18 protein-coding genes are annotated in these 15,745 nt (G+C 73.8%); 6 read left to right on the top strand and 12 right to left on the bottom strand.

Annotation, left to right across the window (positions count from 1 at the left end):
• The 9 genes from BBH68_RS00770 to gvpO form a co-directional block, all read right to left on the bottom strand.
• A partial coding sequence (locus BBH68_RS00770) for a cbb3-type cytochrome c oxidase subunit I (RefSeq protein ID WP_174588966.1) occupies positions 1–530 on the bottom strand: 530 nt, incomplete at its 3' end.
• A gap of 91 nt (positions 531–621) precedes the next feature.
• Positions 622–900 carry a gas vesicle protein K gene (locus tag BBH68_RS00765; protein WP_065958145.1) on the bottom strand — a complete coding sequence of 93 codons (279 nt, stop codon included), beginning with the start codon at positions 898–900 and terminating at the stop codon, positions 622–624.
• Positions 897–1,133 (bottom strand): gas vesicle protein, encoded by a 237-nt coding sequence (locus tag BBH68_RS00760; RefSeq protein ID WP_065958143.1) that lies wholly within the window; start codon positions 1,131–1,133, stop codon positions 897–899. Before BBH68_RS00760 ends, BBH68_RS00765 begins: the two co-directional genes overlap by 4 nt.
• The gene (locus tag BBH68_RS00755) at positions 1,130–1,969 is read right to left on the bottom strand and encodes a GvpL/GvpF family gas vesicle protein (RefSeq protein WP_065958139.1); all 840 of its coding nucleotides are present in this window, start codon (positions 1,967–1,969) and stop codon (positions 1,130–1,132) included. The genes BBH68_RS00760 and BBH68_RS00755 overlap by 4 nt, the downstream gene beginning before the upstream one ends.
• Positions 1,966–2,274, bottom strand: a complete 309-nt coding sequence (locus BBH68_RS00750) for a gas vesicle protein (protein WP_065958148.1) — start codon at positions 2,272–2,274, stop codon at positions 1,966–1,968. Before BBH68_RS00750 ends, BBH68_RS00755 begins: the two co-directional genes overlap by 4 nt.
• Before the next feature lie 107 nt (positions 2,275–2,381).
• The gene (locus tag BBH68_RS00745; protein WP_065958137.1) at positions 2,382–2,582 is read right to left on the bottom strand and encodes a gas vesicle protein GvpG; all 201 of its coding nucleotides are present in this window, start codon (positions 2,580–2,582) and stop codon (positions 2,382–2,384) included.
• Positions 2,583–2,590: 8 nt separating this feature from the next.
• A complete protein-coding gene (locus tag BBH68_RS00740; protein WP_065958136.1) occupies positions 2,591–3,310 on the bottom strand; it encodes a GvpL/GvpF family gas vesicle protein in 720 nt (239 codons plus the stop codon).
• The gene (locus BBH68_RS00735) at positions 3,307–3,780 is read right to left on the bottom strand and encodes a gas vesicle structural protein GvpA (RefSeq protein ID WP_065958134.1); all 474 of its coding nucleotides are present in this window, start codon (positions 3,778–3,780) and stop codon (positions 3,307–3,309) included. The genes BBH68_RS00740 and BBH68_RS00735 overlap by 4 nt, the downstream gene beginning before the upstream one ends.
• A gap of 63 nt (positions 3,781–3,843) precedes the next feature.
• Entirely contained in the window at positions 3,844–4,146 is a 303-nt protein-coding gene (gene gvpO, locus BBH68_RS00730; protein ID WP_076971083.1) for a gas vesicle protein GvpO, read from the bottom strand.
• Between the two features lie 382 nt (positions 4,147–4,528).
• On the opposite strand from gvpO, the gene BBH68_RS00725 reads away from it, so the two are divergent.
• Positions 4,529–4,744 carry an I78 family peptidase inhibitor gene (locus BBH68_RS00725; RefSeq protein WP_065958132.1) on the top strand — a complete coding sequence of 72 codons (216 nt, stop codon included), beginning with the start codon at positions 4,529–4,531 and terminating at the stop codon, positions 4,742–4,744.
• Positions 4,745–4,877: 133 nt separating this feature from the next.
• On the opposite strand, the gene BBH68_RS00720 is transcribed toward BBH68_RS00725, so the two are convergent.
• Together BBH68_RS00720 and BBH68_RS00715 are read right to left on the bottom strand one after the other, a co-directional pair.
• Positions 4,878–5,867, bottom strand: a complete 990-nt coding sequence (locus BBH68_RS00720) for a phosphatase PAP2 family protein (protein WP_079150717.1) — start codon at positions 5,865–5,867, stop codon at positions 4,878–4,880.
• A 339-nt stretch (positions 5,868–6,206) separates the two neighbouring features.
• On the bottom strand, positions 6,207–7,394 hold the full coding sequence (locus BBH68_RS00715) for a mannosyltransferase family protein (protein WP_065958128.1): 1,188 nt from the start codon (positions 7,392–7,394) through the stop codon (positions 6,207–6,209).
• Between the two features lie 244 nt (positions 7,395–7,638).
• Here BBH68_RS00715 and BBH68_RS00710 point away from each other — a divergent pair, with 244 nt between their 5' ends.
• Together BBH68_RS00710 and BBH68_RS00705 are read left to right on the top strand one after the other, a co-directional pair.
• The gene (locus BBH68_RS00710; RefSeq protein WP_065958126.1) at positions 7,639–9,453 is read left to right on the top strand and encodes an MFS transporter; all 1,815 of its coding nucleotides are present in this window, start codon (positions 7,639–7,641) and stop codon (positions 9,451–9,453) included.
• 133 nt (positions 9,454–9,586) lie between these two features.
• Positions 9,587–10,783 (top strand): acyl-CoA dehydrogenase family protein, encoded by a 1,197-nt coding sequence (locus BBH68_RS00705; RefSeq protein ID WP_065958125.1) that lies wholly within the window; start codon positions 9,587–9,589, stop codon positions 10,781–10,783.
• Between the two features lie 39 nt (positions 10,784–10,822).
• Here BBH68_RS00705 and BBH68_RS00700 read toward each other — a convergent pair whose 3' ends face one another.
• On the bottom strand, positions 10,823–11,254 hold the full coding sequence (locus tag BBH68_RS00700; RefSeq protein WP_065958123.1) for a cell division protein SepF: 432 nt from the start codon (positions 11,252–11,254) through the stop codon (positions 10,823–10,825).
• 237 nt (positions 11,255–11,491) lie between these two features.
• Here BBH68_RS00700 and BBH68_RS00695 point away from each other — a divergent pair, with 237 nt between their 5' ends.
• The 3 genes from BBH68_RS00695 to BBH68_RS00685 all read left to right on the top strand — a co-directional run.
• The gene (locus BBH68_RS00695) at positions 11,492–12,748 is read left to right on the top strand and encodes a DUF5685 family protein (protein WP_076971085.1); all 1,257 of its coding nucleotides are present in this window, start codon (positions 11,492–11,494) and stop codon (positions 12,746–12,748) included.
• Positions 12,749–13,164: 416 nt separating this feature from the next.
• Positions 13,165–15,051 carry an FAD/NAD(P)-binding protein gene (locus tag BBH68_RS00690; protein ID WP_065958119.1) on the top strand — a complete coding sequence of 629 codons (1,887 nt, stop codon included), beginning with the start codon at positions 13,165–13,167 and terminating at the stop codon, positions 15,049–15,051.
• A gap of 80 nt (positions 15,052–15,131) precedes the next feature.
• A partial coding sequence (locus BBH68_RS00685; RefSeq protein ID WP_245737837.1) for an LLM class flavin-dependent oxidoreductase occupies positions 15,132–15,745 on the top strand: 614 nt, incomplete at its 3' end.

The raw sequence follows: 15,745 nt of genomic DNA, 5'->3' as shown, positions 1-15,745 counted from the left end.
ATCGTGCCGAACCCCGCCAGCGCCAGCCCCATGATCCACATGTCGGCGCCCACGCCCGGATTGCGCACCGAGCTGTTGAGCGGGGCGTACGCGGTCCAGCCGTAGTCCGGGCCGCCCCCGGGCACGGCCAGGCCGCACACCACGGTCACCCCGCCGAACAGGAACAGCCAGTACGAGAACATGTTCAGGCGCGGGAAGGCCACGTCGGGCGCGCCGATCTGCAGCGGCATGATCTCGTTGGCGAAGCCGGCGAAGGCCGGCGTCGCGAACAGCAGCAGCATGATCGTGCCGTGCATGGTGAACGCCTGGTTGTACGCCTCGCTCGACATCAGCTGGAGCCCGGGCCTGGCCAGCTCGGCGCGCATCACCATCGCCAGCACCCCCGCCACCAGGAAGAAGCCGAACGCGGTGATCAGATACAGATGCCCGATCTTCTTGTGGTCGGTGGTGGTCAGCCAGTCCACCAGGATCCGGCCCACGCCCGGCTCCCGCACCGGTCCGGCAGCCGCCTGCGCGGTCTCCGTACCCATCGGCGCTCCTTCTGGGTGGGCTTCGGCGGGCTTTCGGCTGTGGCCATGATGCGCGCGCCGGGCGCGCGGAGGCGCGGGTGCGCCCCGCGCCTCACTCCGTCGGGGGCAACAGCGGCCCGAGTGGCCCAAGGTCCAGATTGAGGTCCGAGCGCCCGATGCCGTAGCGCTCGCACAGCTCGCCCATGCGGTCCTCCAGCAGCATCAGGGTCAGCCCGATGCGCTCCTCCTGGTCCTCGGTCAGCCCGCCCTGCTCGACCCGGCGCAGCGCCTGCCGCTCCATGAGCTGGCGCAGCAGCTCCACGACCGTGAGCACCAGCCGCATCAGATCGCGCTCGACGCTCTCCTGGTCCAGCTCCAGCCTGCGGGTCACGGTTCCTCCCAGGGGGACGGCACGTTCTCGCTCACCGAGCTGATGAGCGCGCGCAGATCGATGCGTACGAGGTCCACATCGGCGATCCGCAGGGTGAGGTCGCCGACCACGACCACGCCGCCCGCCAGCAGCCGGTCCAGCAGGTCCACCAGGGCGACGGGACGCTGGGCGAGGGGACTGGTCGGACTCGTCGGACTCGTCGGATCGGGCGCACTGGTCGCCGGGGTCGTCATGACGCCGCCCTCGCCCGGTCCGCCGGGTCGGGGGCCACGAAGGAGTACGGCGCCCAGGGGCCGGTCAGCTCGACCCGCAGCCCCGCCAGCCGGTCCGCCAGCTCCCGCACCCGCGCCGCGAAGCCCTCGCTGTGCTCATGCGGCACCAGATAGGCGGCGTTGAGCACATTGCGGTCCGTCACGCCGGACAGCCGCCCGTCCTGCGGAGGGTGCAGCCGGGCGCGCTCGGCGAGACCGGCGAGCGTCTCGTGCACCAGGCGCGCGCCGTCCTCCGCGCGCTGCCAGCGCTGCTCCTGCGCCCGCCGCTGCGCGGTGCGCCGCCGCAGGTAGTCGCGGCCCGAGAGCCCCCTGGAGGAGGCTTTGGCGGGGGGCGGGGAGGGTGCCCCGGCGGGGGCCGGGGCGGGCCCGCCGGCCGCCGCTTCCGCGCCGACCGGCCCCGCGTACACCTTGACGCCCCATTCGACCCGGCCCTCCAGCCGGTCCAGCGCCCCGGTGAAGCGCGGGTGCCCCTCCTCCAGCATCCGCCGCAGCCCTTCCTCGCCCCGGCAGACGGTGGCCATCCCCACCGGCACCACGCAGCCGACCGCGCCCGCCGCGTTGACCACCCGCTGGTGGGCGCGGGCGACCTCCTCCAGCCAGGCCAGGTCCTCCAGCCGGGCGCGCAGCGGCCCCTCCTCGAACTCCTCGGCCGGGACCGGGCTCGCCAGCACCGCGAGCCCCCGGTGGCGCACCGCGCGCACCGGGCCGCCCGCGACGCCGAGCACCCCCGGGGGGAGGGGGTCGGGCGCCCCGGTGTCCCGGACCACCCCGTACGCGTACTCCAGCTCCCGCGTCATGGCCTGTCCTCCCCGCCGGTGTTCCCGCCGTCGCCGCCGTCGAGTTCGCGGCCCCTGGCACGGGACGACAGGGCGGGATCGCGCTCCCACCAGTCGATGCCCATCTCCTTGGCCTTGTCGACGGAGGCCACGACCAGCCGCAGCTTGATCGTGAGAAGTTCGATGTCGAGCAGATTGATGCGGATGTCGCCCGCGATGACCACGCCCTTGTCCAGGACGCGCTCCAGAATGTCGGCCAGGTTGGCGGAGTCGCCGGACCCCGCGAGCCCGTAGTAGCCCGACGACCCCTGGCCCGGCGAGGCCAGGCCCCGGGAGCCGAAGCCGGACGGTTCGCGTCCGGACGACCCGTAGGGCGCGGCCCCGGCGGCCGGCCCGGGCGCACCGGTCGGCCCGCCGGGTCCCCGCTCGGTGGTCAGCGGATCCCGTTCGCCCATCGCTGCGCCTCCTCCAGCCGGTCGAGCAGCTCGTCCTCCCGCCGCTCGAACTCCTCCTCGCCGATCTGCCCTTCCTCCAGCCGCGCCGCTAGTTCGGCCAGCGCCCGCTGGACGTTCGCCGGGTCGTAGTACTCCCGCTCCGCCTGGGCGATGAGCTGCCGCAGCACCCAGCCGATCATGTGCCGGCCTACGACTCGACGAAGCTGTACGGCGGCAGCGGGCCGTGGACCCGCAGCTTCAGCCGCGGATGCGCCCGCTCCAGCTCGGCCACCGCGTCCGTCAGCGCGCCCCCGCCGTCCTCGCCGACGAGGAACGACAGGTTCACGAACCAGCCGCCGCTGTCCGGGCCGGGCCGCACCTCCTCGGCGGCCGCCGCCAGGGTCTTCTCCACGAGCTGGGCGTCCCGCACCTCGCGGGCCCGCACGGCGCCCGCCATCAGCTCGCCGAAGCGCAGCCGGTCCTCGTAGGTGCCCCCGCCCGCGGCCCGGTTGGCCTCGGCCATCGCCCGCAGCTCCGGCTCCTCGGCGAGCACCTGGTGGAGCACCGCGTCCTCGTCGTGCACCGCCTTGACGTTGTACTCCACGCGGTGTGCCAGGCGCCGGAGCTGCGCCTGGTAGCGGTCGGCCTGCTCGGCCAGCACCCCGCGCACGTCCTCGTCGCTGGGGGAGACGCTGCCGAACCGCATCGGCAGCACGGCCCGGTCACCGCTCACCTCGGCCAGCACGTGCTGGTGGGCGATCAGATCGCGCCGCTTGGGCCGGAGCTGCTCGGGGCAGTCGCTGACGATCGCGGACAACTCGCCCTCGGTCAGGGCGCGCACCGGCTTGGGCGGGTCGCCGATGCCCAGCAGCTTGTCGCGCAGGTCCGGGACCGTGCCCTGGGTGATGCCGTAGACGTAGGTGCTCACTCGCCCTCCTCCGCCTTCTTCGACGAGGCCTTACGGGTGGCCGTACGCCGGCCGCGGCCCTGCGACTCCTCCTCGGCCTCCTCCTCGTCGCTCCCGCCCGAGGGCCGGAGCGCGTCGGCGATGGAGTGGGCCGCCTTGGAGACGGACTGTCCGGCGCCGGAGAGCGCGCCCTTGGTCTTGCTGCGCGCGGCGCTCTCGGTGGCGCCGTCCAGGAGTTCGGGCAGGCCGGCGGACTTGTTCGGGCCGGCCTCCAGGTCGAGGCGGTTGCATGCCTCGGCGAACCGCAGATAGGTGTCCACGCTCGCCACCACGACCCGGACGTCGATCTTGAGGATCTCGATGCCGACCAGCGAGACGCGGATGAACGCGTCGATCACCAGCCCTCGGTCGAGAATCAGCTCGAGGACGTCGTACAGGCCGCTGGTGCCGCCTCCGCTTCTGCTCTGCTGTGCCGGGACAACGGTGGTCATGTCGGGTGTCTTCCTCTCGTGGCCGGCCGGGCCGCGCGGGCCCGGGGCGGTGCCGGCGGAGCGTCAGCCGCGGTCGCTCCGCCCGCGTTCGTAGCGGCGGACACGGCGGTAGCCGGTGAGCTGGCCGTCCGGGTCGAGGGTCACCTCGTACAACGCCATCAGGCTCATCGTCTCCGGCACCCGGGCCAGCTCCACCACTTCGGCGTCCAGCACCCAGCCCTCCTCGGTCCGCTCCAGGCGCGGCAGCGCCTCGGGGTACAGACCCGTCAGCTCGGCGAGCTGCTCGCGGGCGGCGCGCATGAGCGCCAGCGGTGTCGGTCCGCCGTTCGCCGTCTTCTTACCGGTCTCATCTGATGTGTCTGTCATGTGTGCCTCGTAGCGGCGGGTACCGCGTCCCGCCGGGAGCAAACCTGTGACCGCCGACTCGGTGAGTTTGTGGCGGAATTGTGCGTTCCGTGAGCGCGACGGGCTCATTTCCGCCATGGTCCGGGAATTCGCGCCCGAGTTGCCGCGAGGCGGCCCCGGCAATAGCGGGCCGAGGTCAATGCGAGGGATTTCGGCGGAAACTCGCCGTCACCTTCGCGCCGTCAACAGGGGGCACGGACGAGTGACGGAGCCGGGAGGAAACCCGGGCGTGTTTTCTGTGACACAAGTGTGACGAGTGAGGGACACGGCGCGGGTGAGCCCGTGTCAGCGGGCGGCGGACACCCGGGTGTCACCATCCCGTCCCCCCGCATACGGTGGCGTCATGGCACCTGTACCCACGCCCGCCGCGGAACCCGACGACGACTTCGACAGCTATGTGGGCCTTACCGCCCGGGCCGCCGAGGAGCGCGCCCGCGAGCGGGGCTGGACCACCGTGCGCGCCCTTCCGCCGGGCACCGTCATCACCCTGGAGTACCTGCGGGGGAGGATCAATTTCGAAGTGGCCGATGACGTGGTGAGGCGCTGCTGGAAGGGATGACGGCGCGGCACGCCACGACGCCGGTACGGCGACGGCCCCGGACGCTCTGCGGGAGCGTCCGGGGCCGTCGGTGCGATGGTCCGGGGCCTTCGGGGAGCGTGGGTGCGTACCACCCCCTCGGGCCCGCCGGCGGTCAGCCGCCGGTGGCGGTGCGGCCGCGGCCCGCGGGCGCGCCCAGCGGTGACGTGGCGCGCGGCAGCCGGTCGGCGTGCGAGAGCCGGTCGGCGTGCGGCGGGCGGCGGCTGCCGCCCGGGGCGACGGCGGCCCGCTCCGGGCGGATCGGGTGCGGCCGCAGCGGATGGTGCGGCCGGCCCTCGGGCACATGCCCCGCGGCCCCGCCCGCCCGGCCGCCGACACCCACCGTCTCGCGGGCCGGCCGCTCGTCGTCGCGCGCCGCGCGCGGGGTGGCCAGACCGGAACCGGCCACCGGCCGGGAGACCGGCAGCGACACCGGCAGCCGGCGCTCGCGCACCGCCCGGTACAGGATCTGCAGCAGCACCTCGGCGCGCCCCATGGCGGGCTCCAGCCACGGCAGGGCCAGCAGCACCAGCACTCCGGCCGCCCAGCCGAGCACCACGTCACTGACCCAGTGGGTGCCGAGGTAGACGGTGGTCATGCCGACACCGAAGGCGAAGGTCGCCGCGATGACCGAGGCGACCCTGCGGGCCCGGGGAGTGGTCGCCAGATAGGCCAGCACACCCCAGGTGACCACCGCGTTCGCGGTGTGACCCGAAGGAAATATATCGCCGTTGCCCCACATCTCGTTCGAGCCGACCGTGGTCGCGTAGTGCGGACCGAGCCTGCCCAGGCCCAGTTTGACCGCGCCGACGGTCATGTTCAGCAGCAGCAGGGACGTCCCCAGCACGATCAGCGGGCGCATGGTGCGCTGCTTGTGGCAGCACCAGCCCAGCCAGGCGGCCACCGCCACCGCGGTGGGGCCGCGCTGGCCCATGACCACGAAGTAGTCCAGGAAGGTGTGGAACGCGGGCCACTGCTTGTACGGCCGGAACAGCATGACCTGCCAGTCGAGCTGAACCAGCCAGGACGTGGTGAGCACCCCGACCACGGTCGCCACGTACACCGCGACGGTGGACCCGAGCAGCCAGCGCCGGGTCCGGGTCATGCGCGGTCGCGCCAGATCGCTCGGGCGCCCCTCCGTCCGAGGGAGCTTGTCATCGGTACGCACTCAATCGACGTTACATTGCGTGACAGGCCGCTTCAGTCGATCAGGTCGCTTTGTGATGACGATGTGATGTGGAGTGGGTCTCGTCCAGGGTTTTACGACCCGCCATTCCGAAGGAATGCGCGGGTGGTCATGGCTTTTCCGGGAGCGGCCTTCCCGAAGCCGCTCCCGCACTTCTTTATGGAATTCTTACAGCGCCGTTTATCGGCGATTAGCCGGGGCGTTCCTCGCCGTTTCCCCGCCCGTCGCCGGGCCCCGCCCGGCGCCCGTCCGCCCCGTTCACGGCGGCCCCGTGCCGTTCAGCCAGAACGCCCCGTACAGCGCCGACCCGAGCCCCACCGCCCCCAGGACCAGCGCGGCCCTGACCGCGGGCAGGCGCGCGAGGGCGGCCGCGATCGGCAGCAGGACGGGGAAGGCGGGGATGAGCAGCCGCGGCTTGGAGCCGAAGTAGCCCTTCGCGGTCAGCGCGAGGGTCAGCACCACTCCCGCGTACACCAGCAGCGGCAGCGGCTCCCGCCGCCGCACGCACTCCACGAACAGCCGGAGCAGCGCGGCCACGCCGATCAGCAGCCCCAGCCCGGCCGGAAAGGCGGGCCCGGCCAGCAGACCGCCCACAAAGCGCGCGAAGGCCAGGCCGCCGTCGAATCCGTTCCGCCAGCCCTCCTGGACCCGGAGATAGCCGGTGACGCTTCCGGTCCGCGCCCCCACCCACGCCACATAGCCCAGCCAGCCGAGCGGGGCCAGCGCCACCCCCAGCAGCATCCGGCGGTGCTCCGGACGCCACGCCCCGCGCCACCGCCCGCCGGGCAGCAGGGCCGCGGCCGCCGCGAGCCACACCGCCGCGACCACCGCGACCCCCACCGGCCGGGTCAGCCCGGCGAGCGCGGCGAGCGATCCGGCCACCACCCACCGCCCGGTGAGCAGCGCGTACACCCCCCACGCGGCCAGCGCGGTGAAGAGCGACTCGGAGTACGCCATCGACTGCACGATCCCGACGGGCAGCACCGCCCACAGCACGACCAGCGCCGTGCCCACCCGCCTCCCGTGCAGCCGGTCCCCGACCGCGAAGATCCCCCACGCGGCGAACAGCGAGGAGACCCAGCTCACCGCCAGGCCCGCGTCCGCCGCGTCCAGCGGGGTCAGCGCCGAGATCAGCCGCTCCAGCCAGGGCAGCAGCGGGAAGAAGGCCAGATCGGAGTGGACCGAGCCGTCGGGCAGGTGGAGCGTGTGGCCGTAGCCGTCCTCGGCGATGCGCGAGTACCACAGCGAGTCCCAGCGGGCGGAGAGCAGCTGGTGCCAGCTCTTGCCCGCCACCGCGGCCCAGATCGCGAGAACCGCGATGCCCAGCAGCCGCGTCCCCGCATACGCCAGGAGCGCCGGAGCGGCCCGGTGAAGCGCGGCGGGAACCGTGCGGCCCGCCCGTTCGTCGTGTTCTCCGGCCGGGGCGTCGGCTCGGGCGAGTCCCATCACGGACCCGATTATCCAGGCGCGATTCCGGCGGCCGACGGGAGGGACAAATGGGGGACACCGGAACGTACGCCTGCGTTCACCTCTGCGACGTGGGTCTCAACATGGGATGGGCCACACGACCCGCGTGACGACTCGCGTACGCTGACCATTCACTCGCCCTCGCCGCCGGGTCGCCGGACGTCCTCAGCCATGACGTCCCGCCCCCGAGGGGCCGCGAGCGCAAGACAGGGAGGTGCGGTTTATGTCCGGGACGACCACGGCCGGAAAACGACGGACGGCGGGCGTCCCCCGGCAGTGGCGCGGCACCGAGGCGTCCGGCGGAGCCAACCGCTGGGTCGTCCTCCTCGTGCTCTGCGTCAGTCTGCTGCTCGTCGCCGTCGACGGGACCGTGCTGCACGTCGCGGTCCCCGCCGTCACCGAGGACCTGCGGCCGGGGTCGATCGAGCTGCTGTGGATCGTCGACGCGTACCCGCTGGTCTGCGCCTCCCTGCTGATCCTGTTCGGCACGCTCGGCGACCGGGTCGGCCGCCGCCGGGTGCTGCTGCTCGGCTACGGCCTCTTCGGCGCGGCCTCGGCCCTCGCCGCCGAGGCCGGCACCCCGCAGATCCTCATCGTGGCCCGCGCCATCCTGGGTGTCGGCGGCGCGATGATCATGCCCGCGACGCTGTCGATCCTGCGCCAGGTCTTCCCGGACCGCCGGGAGCGGGCCCTGGCCATCGGCATATGGAGCGCGGTGGCCGCCGTGGGCGCGGCCGTCGGGCCGCTGCTCGGCGGCTTCCTGCTGGAGCACTTCTGGTGGGGCTCGGTCTTCTTCATCAACATCCCGCTGATGGCGGTCGCCCTGCCCGTCGGCCGCTGGCTGCTGCCGGAGTCCACCGGCGACCGCCACGGCCCCTGGGACGTGCTGGGCGCGATCATGGCCGCCTGCGGGCTGTTCTGCCTGGTCTTCGGCGTCAAGCGGGTGGGCAGCGGCGCGGGGCTGCTGGAGCCCGTCACCGCCGCCCCCGTCGTGGTCGGCGTGGTCCTGCTGGTGCTCTTCGTACGCCGGCAGCGCCGCCGCGAGCATCCGCTGGTGGACCTGCGGCTGTTCTCCCGGCCCGCGTTCAGCATCTCCGTCGGCTGCATCGTGCTCGCTCTGCTGGCGCTCGTCGGCCTGGAGCTCATAGCCGCCCAGTACCTGCAGCTCGTCCTCGGCCTCACGCCGCTCGAGACGGGCATGCGGCTGCTGCCGCTCACCCTCGCCGCGATGGCCGCCGGGCTCGCCGGGTCCCGGATGCTCCAGCGGCTCGGCCCCCGCACCATGGTCGCCTTCGGCTTCTCGCTCACCGCGGCGGCCGTCCTCTCCCTGGTTGTCATGGGCCAGTCCGACCGGCCCGCGGTCCTGGTCGGCGCCTTCCTCTTCCTCGGCTTCGGCCTGGAGACCACGCTCTTCGGCGCGTACGAGTCGATGCTCAACGAGGCCTCGGTCAAGTCCGCGGGCGGCGCGGCCGCCATCGGCGAGACCTCCTACCAGCTCGGCGCCGGTATCGGCATAGCCCTTCTGGGCAGCGTCATGAACGCCGCGTACGCGCCCGGGGTCTCCTCTGTCGCGGGCGTGCCGAAGTCCGCGAGCTCGGCCGCGACCCAGTCGCTCGGCGTCGCCTACAAGGTCTCCGACCGGCTCGGCGGCTCGGCGGGCGAGGCGCTGCGCGCGGCGGCGCGCCGGTCCTTCGTCCACGGCCTGCACGTCACGCTGGCGGTCAGCGCGGCCCTGCTGCTGGTGGGGGCGCTGGCGGCGCTGCGGCTGCCGAAGTCGATGGAGTGCGCGCCCGCCGACAAGGACGGGGCGGACCCCGCGTGCGGGACCGGAACGGGGCGCGAGGCGGGGACGGCCGCCACCCCCGAGAACGGCTCCGACTCCGGTTCGGGTTCCGACTCCGGTTCTGGTTCCGACTCCGGCTCTGGTTCCGGTTCCGGCTCCGCTTCCGAGACGGGCCCCGGCGCGGCGCGGGACACCGGTGCCGCGCGGGTCTCCCGCCAGGACCGCGCCGCGGTGCACGCGAAGTCCTCCGGCTGAGGGCGCCGGCCGACGGCCCGGCGGTCGGCGGTCCGGACGGTCGGCGGGGCCCGGCGGTCTGGACGGCGAAGATCACCCGGTCGTAGCGTCGTCCGAACGCAGCCGAACCGCACCGGAACCGGAGGGCGAACCGATGTCCCAGGGCCCCACCCGCAGCCTGCCGCCGTTCGACCCCGCCGACCCGCTCGGGATCGACGACCTGCTCACCCCCGAGGACCTCGCCGTCCGCACCACGGTGCGGCAGTGGGCCGCCGACCGCGTCCTGCCGCACATCGCCGACTGGTACGAGCGCGGCGAGCTGCCCGGCATCCGCGAGCTGGCCCGTGAACTCGGCTCCCTCGGCGCGCTCGGCATGTCGCTGACGGGATACGGCTGCGCGGGCGCGAGCGCCGTCCAGTACGGGCTGGCCTGCCTGGAGCTGGAGGCCGCCGACTCCGGGATCCGCTCCCTGGTGTCCGTACAGGGCTCCCTGGCCATGTACGCCATCCACCGCTTCGGCTCCGAGGAGCAGAAGGAGCGGTGGCTGCCCCGCATGGCCACCGGCGAGATCATCGGCTGCTTCGGGCTGACCGAGCCCGACCACGGCTCGGACCCGGCCGCGATGCGCACCCACGCCAAGCGGGACGGCTCCGACTGGGTGCTCACCGGCCGCAAGATGTGGATCACCAATGGCTCGGTGGCCGGGGTGGCGGTGGTCTGGGCCCGCACCGACGAGGGCATCCGGGGGTTCGCCGTGCCCACGGACACCCCCGGCTTCTCGGCCCCCGAGATCCGGCACAAGTGGTCGCTGCGCGCCTCGGTGACCAGCGAGCTGGTGATGGACGAGGTGCGGCTGCCCGCGGACGCCGTGCTGCCGGGGGCCACCGGGCTGCGCGGGCCGCTCAGCTGTCTGAGCCACGCCCGCTACGGCATCGTCTGGGGCGCGATGGGCGCGGCGCGGGCCTGTTTCGACGCGGCGCTCGCGTACGCCACATCCCGCGAGCAGTTCGGCCGGCCCATCGGCGGCTTCCAGCTCACCCAGGCCAAGCTCGCCGACATGGCGGTGGAACTGCACAAGGGTGTGCTGCTCGCCCATCATCTGGGCCTGCGCATGGACGCCGGAACGCTCCGCCCCGAGCAGGTCAGCCTCGGCAAGCTCAACAATGTGCGGGAGGCGATCGAGATCTGCCGCACGGCCCGGACGATCCTGGGCGCCAACGGGATCTCCCTCGAGTACCCGGTGATGCGGCACGCGACGAATCTGGAATCGGTGCTCACCTACGAGGGCACCGTCGAAATGCACCAACTGGTGCTCGGCAAGGCGCTCACCGGCCTGGACGCGTTCCGGTGAGCGCGGTCGGGTGGAGCGCGGTCGGGTGAGGCGCCTCGCCTAGCTCTGGTTGAAGAAGCCCGTGGCGTGGCTTCTGTTGGCGCTGAGCACCTCGTAGTCGGGCGGCGTCAGGAGGAAGACGCGGTTGGCCACGCGGTCGATCGAGCCGCGCAGCCCGAAGATCAGCCCGGCCGCGAAGTCGACCACGCGCTTGGCGTCGGCGGGCTCCATGGCCGTCAGATTGACGATGACCGGCACGCCCTCCCGGAACATCTCGCCGATGCCGCGGGCGTCGCGGAAGGTCTCGGGGGTGACCGTGGCGATGCGGGTGCCCTCGTCCCGCGCGGCCTGGTCGGCGACCCGCACCCGCGGGTCGGTCACCCAGGCGTCGCCGGGCTCGGGTCCCTCGGCGTAGTCGTCGTCGTAGTAGCGCTCGTCATCGCTGTCGTCGACGAGGCCAAGCCAAGCACTCGCCTTGCGCACCGATCCCATGGACGCCTCCTTTCGCTGCCGCTCTCTGTACTGCGCCTGCCCCCTCTATCGTCGTCCATGATGCGGAAGGTGTGCCACGTGGATTGCGGCCGCACAGGGGATTCGTGACGGTACTGGTGCACAACGTATGGCGGCGAATCAGAGTTCCTCCTGCTGAAAGGCGCTGACGGGGCGCTGGGTAGACTCCGCCGGGCCGGACGGGTGACGCCGGGGACGTACGGGTGAACGGGGAGAAAGTTGTTTGGCATTATCCGCCCTTGCCGGCACCGGCTGTCGGAAAAACTGCGCTCCGAGTGGATGGCGCATCTGTGCGGGTTGTGCCTCGCGTTGCGCGGTGCCCGGGGGCAGTTCGCCCGGATCGCCACCAATTACGACGGCCTGGTCGTCTCGGTCCTCGTGGAGGCCCAGTCGCCGCGCGCTGAGGGGTGGCGGCGCACCGCCGGGCCCTGTCCGCTGCGCGGCATGCGGACCGCGTCGGTGGCCCAGGGGGAGGGCGCGCGGCTGGCGGCCACCGTCTCCCTGGTGCTGGCCTCGGCGAAGATCCGGGACCATGTGGCCGACGGCGACGGGGTGTTGGCGCGCCGACCGGTCGCCGTGGCCGCCCGCCGGGTCGCCGCCGGGTGGGACCGGGCGGGCGCCCGCGGTGGCGCGGAGCTCGGCTTCGACACCGCCGTACTGCTCGACGCGGTCGGCCGCCAGGAGGGGATAGAGCGGGCGGCGGGCCCGGGCACGCCGCTGCTGGCCGTCACCGAGCCGACCGAGACCGCGACCGCCGCGGCCTTCGGACACACCGCCGTGCTGGCCGGGCGCCCCGGCAACCGGGCGCCGCTGGAGGAGGCGGGGCGGCTGTTCGGCCGGCTCGCGCATCTGCTGGACGCGGTGGAGGACCTGGCCGAGGACACCGCGACCGGCGCGTGGAACCCGATCACCGCCACCGGGGCGGATCTGGCCGAGGTGCGCAGGCTGTGCGACGACGCGGTGCACGGGGTGCGGCTGGCGCTGCGCGAGGTGGAGTTCGTGAGCGGCCGGCTCGCGCACGTCCTGCTGGCACACGAGCTGGAGCGCGCGGTGGACCGGACGTTCGGCACCACGTCCTGTTCCCACGGGCCGTCCACCGCGCAGCCGGGACTCGCCGCGCACCCAGGACAGACCGCCCACCCGGGACAGGCCGCGCACGGCGCGCCGCCGCCGCAGTCGCCGTGGATCAACAACCCGTACGGGCCCGGCCCCGGCGGCCCCGGCACCCCGCCCGAGCCGCCGAACCGCAGGCGGCGCGGGCTGATAGCCGGATGCGCGGTGTGGGCCGGCCTCTTCTGCACCTGCCAGGTGTGCTGCAAGGACACATACGACGACCCGTGGACCGGCCAGCCGCGCGAGGGCTGGTGCCAGAAGTGCGATGACTGCAGCGATTGCTGCGACTGCTGTGACTGCGGCGACTGCTGTGGCAATTGCTGTAGCTGTGACTGTTGCGATGGCTGCGGCTGCGATTGCTGACAGGCTGAGCTAGCCGGAGTAGAGCACGAGGGAAGCGCGAGGGGAGCGCGGGGGAGGGTGAAGCGCTGACGCGTGTGTGAAGGCGCGTTGATGCGTGAATTACGGGAGTGTGGCAGGCGAAGGCCTCGGAACGCCGGCAGCGGCGGAGGCGGCGGTCAGCCCGAACAGGACGCGGACCACACCCGACCGAAGTCGATGTGTCCGCGCGTGATCAGTCGCTGACGTGGCTGCATGGCCCCAGTGGAACAGCCTTGCGGTGTCCCGTCAACTGCCCGTGAGACGCGCCGCTCACAGTTCGGACAACCTTGACAGCGGGGCGTAGGGGCGGCTTAGCCTCGGCGGCAGGCCGTGCTGAGGGGCGCGGCCGGTGTGAAGGCCACTGGCGTGTTCTCTGACGAACCGACGGAGCCTTCCGCATGTCCGTGCGACCGGACCTTCCCTCCCGCCCCCCTGCCGTGGTGATCGTCGGCGCGGGCCCCCGCGGCACCGGCCTCGTGGAGCGCCTCGCCGCCAACGCCCCCGAGCTGTACGGCGACGCCACCCCGCTCGAACTGCACCTGGTCGACCCGCATCCGCCCGGCGGCGGCCGGGTCTGGCGCCCCGACCAGTCCCCGCTGCTGTGGATGAACTCCATGGCCGAGGACGTCACCATGTTCACCGACGACACGGTCGAGCGCGAGGGCCCGATCCGCCCCGGCCCCTCCCTCGCCGAGTGGGCGGAGCGCGTCCGCGCCGGGGCGCTCGCCGTGGACCTCGCCCCCGAACTCGCCGCCGAAGCGGCCGCGCTGACCGGCCAGAGCTTCGCCAGCAGACGGCTCCAGAGCGCGTATCTGGCCTGGGTGCTCGAGCGGGCGGTGGCCGCTCTGCCGCCCTCCGTCACGGTCCACCGGCACCCCTGCCGCGCCGTACGGATCACCGGTCCGCGCGACGGCACCCAGCGGGTGTGGCTGGAGGGGCGGGCCACCCCGCTCCGCGCCGACGCCGTCGTCCTCGCCCTCGGACACCTCGACGCCGAACCCGACCCGCGGCAGCGGGCGCTCGCCTCCTTCGCCGCCGACCACGGACTCGTCCACCTGCCCCCCGAGTTCACCGCCGACAGCGACCTGAGCCGGCTGCGCCCCGGCGAGCCGGTCCTCGTGCGCGGCTTCGGGCTGGCCTTCATCGACCTGATGGTCCTGCTCACCGAGGGCCGCGGCGGGCGCTACGAGGAGACCGGCGACGGCACCGGAGCACCGGCGTACCGGCCCTCCGGCCGCGAGCCCGTGCTGTACGTCGGGTCGCGCCGCGGCGTCCCGTACCGCTCCAAGATCGGCTACCGGTGGTGGGGCGAACGCCCGCCGCTGCCCCGCTTCTTCGGGCCCGCCCAGGTCGAGGAGTTGCTGCGGCGCCCCGGCCGGCCCGACTTCCGCCGCGACCTGTGGCCGCTGATCGCCAAGGAGCTCGGCTTCGCCCACTACCACCGGCTGTTCACCGCCCACCCCGAGCGCACGGCCACGCCCTGGCCCGACTTCGAGGCGCGGTACGCCGCCTGCCCGCCCGGCGGCCCCGAACAGCGCGCCCTGATCGCGGCCGCCGTCCCCGACCCGGCGGACCGGCTCGACCTGGAAACCCTCGACCGGCCCCTGGCCGGGCGGCGGTTCGACAGCCCCGAGGCCCTGCAACAGGAGCTGCGCCAGCACATCGAGGCCGACCTCGCCCGCCGCCACGACCCCGCGCACAGCCCCGATCTCGCGGTCTTCCTCGCCCTGCTGTCCGTGTACGGCCAGCTGCTCCGGCTCGGCGACATCGGCGGACCGTGGCACAACTTCTTCAGCTATCTCGCCTCCGGCCCGCCCGGCCCCCGGCTGCGCCAACTGCTCGCCCTCTCCCGCGCGGGCGTGGTGCGCTTCCTCGGCGCGGACGTGCGGGTGGTCGCCGACCCGCTGCGCGGGGTCTTCCGGGCGAGCGGCGCCGGAGTGCCGGGCCCCGGGGTGGAGGCCCGCGCGCTGGTCGAGGCCCGGCTGCCCGAGCCGACCGTCCACCGCACCCGCGACCCGCTGCTGCGCTCGCTCCACGAGGACGGGGCCGCCGCCACCCCGGCCGGGCTGCTCGCCGTCAGCCCCGACGACGCCCGGATCCTGGATCGGACGGGCCGCCGCCACCCGCGCCGCTTCGCGCTCGGCCCGTACACCGACGCCCGCGCCTCCGGCGGCTTCGCCCGGCCCCGTACGAACGCGCCCGCCTTCCGCCAGAACGACGCGACGGCGCGCGCCCTGCTGGCGCTGCTCCGCCCCTTGTCCTGTCGAGCGCCGCTCACCGTCTGAGCCCGCCCGACCAGCCACCCTCCGCCCCTGAATCCCACCCTTGAACCCCGCCTTCGAATCTCCGAGGAAGGCCCCTGACCATGGCCGAATCCCAGCGGCCGGCCCCCCGGCCCCGCTCCGTCCCGCAACCTCGCTCCGCCCCGCAACCTCACTCAGTCCCGCGACCTCACGCCGTCCCGGAGCCCCGCTCCGCCCCGCGGCCCCGGCTGCTCCACCTGGCCGCCGCCGTCGACGGCGCCGGGCAGTACCAGGCGCCGTACTTCGTCGAGCTGGCCCGCCTCGCCGAGCGCGGCATGCTCGACTTCGTCACCCTGGACGACTCGCTGGGACCGCCGGGGGAGGGGCGGGGCAGGCTCGACGCGCTCGCGGTGCTCTCCCGCGTGGCCCCCGGGACCGGGCGGATCGGCCTGGTGCCGACCGTCACCACCACCCACACCGAGCCCTTCCACCTCTCCTGCGCCGTGGCCACCTTGGACTGGGTCAGCCGCGGCCGGGCGGGCTGGCGGGCCGAGGTGTCCACCACCGAGGCGGAGGCCCGGCTCGTCGGCCGGCGCGCCGCGGCCCCCGCCGAGGAGCTGTGGGAGGAGGCCGGGGAGGTCGCGGACGTGGCCGCCCGGCTGTGGGACAGCTGGGAGGACGACGCCGAGATCCGCGACGTGGCCACGGGCCGCTTCATCGACCGCGCTGCACTACG

The organism is Streptomyces sparsogenes (assembly GCF_001704635.1).
In the GTDB taxonomy this organism is placed as follows: domain Bacteria; phylum Actinomycetota; class Actinomycetes; order Streptomycetales; family Streptomycetaceae; genus Streptomyces; species Streptomyces sparsogenes.
The sequence above is the reverse complement of the archived record's forward strand: the minus strand, read 5'-3'. Positions and strand labels throughout refer to the sequence as shown.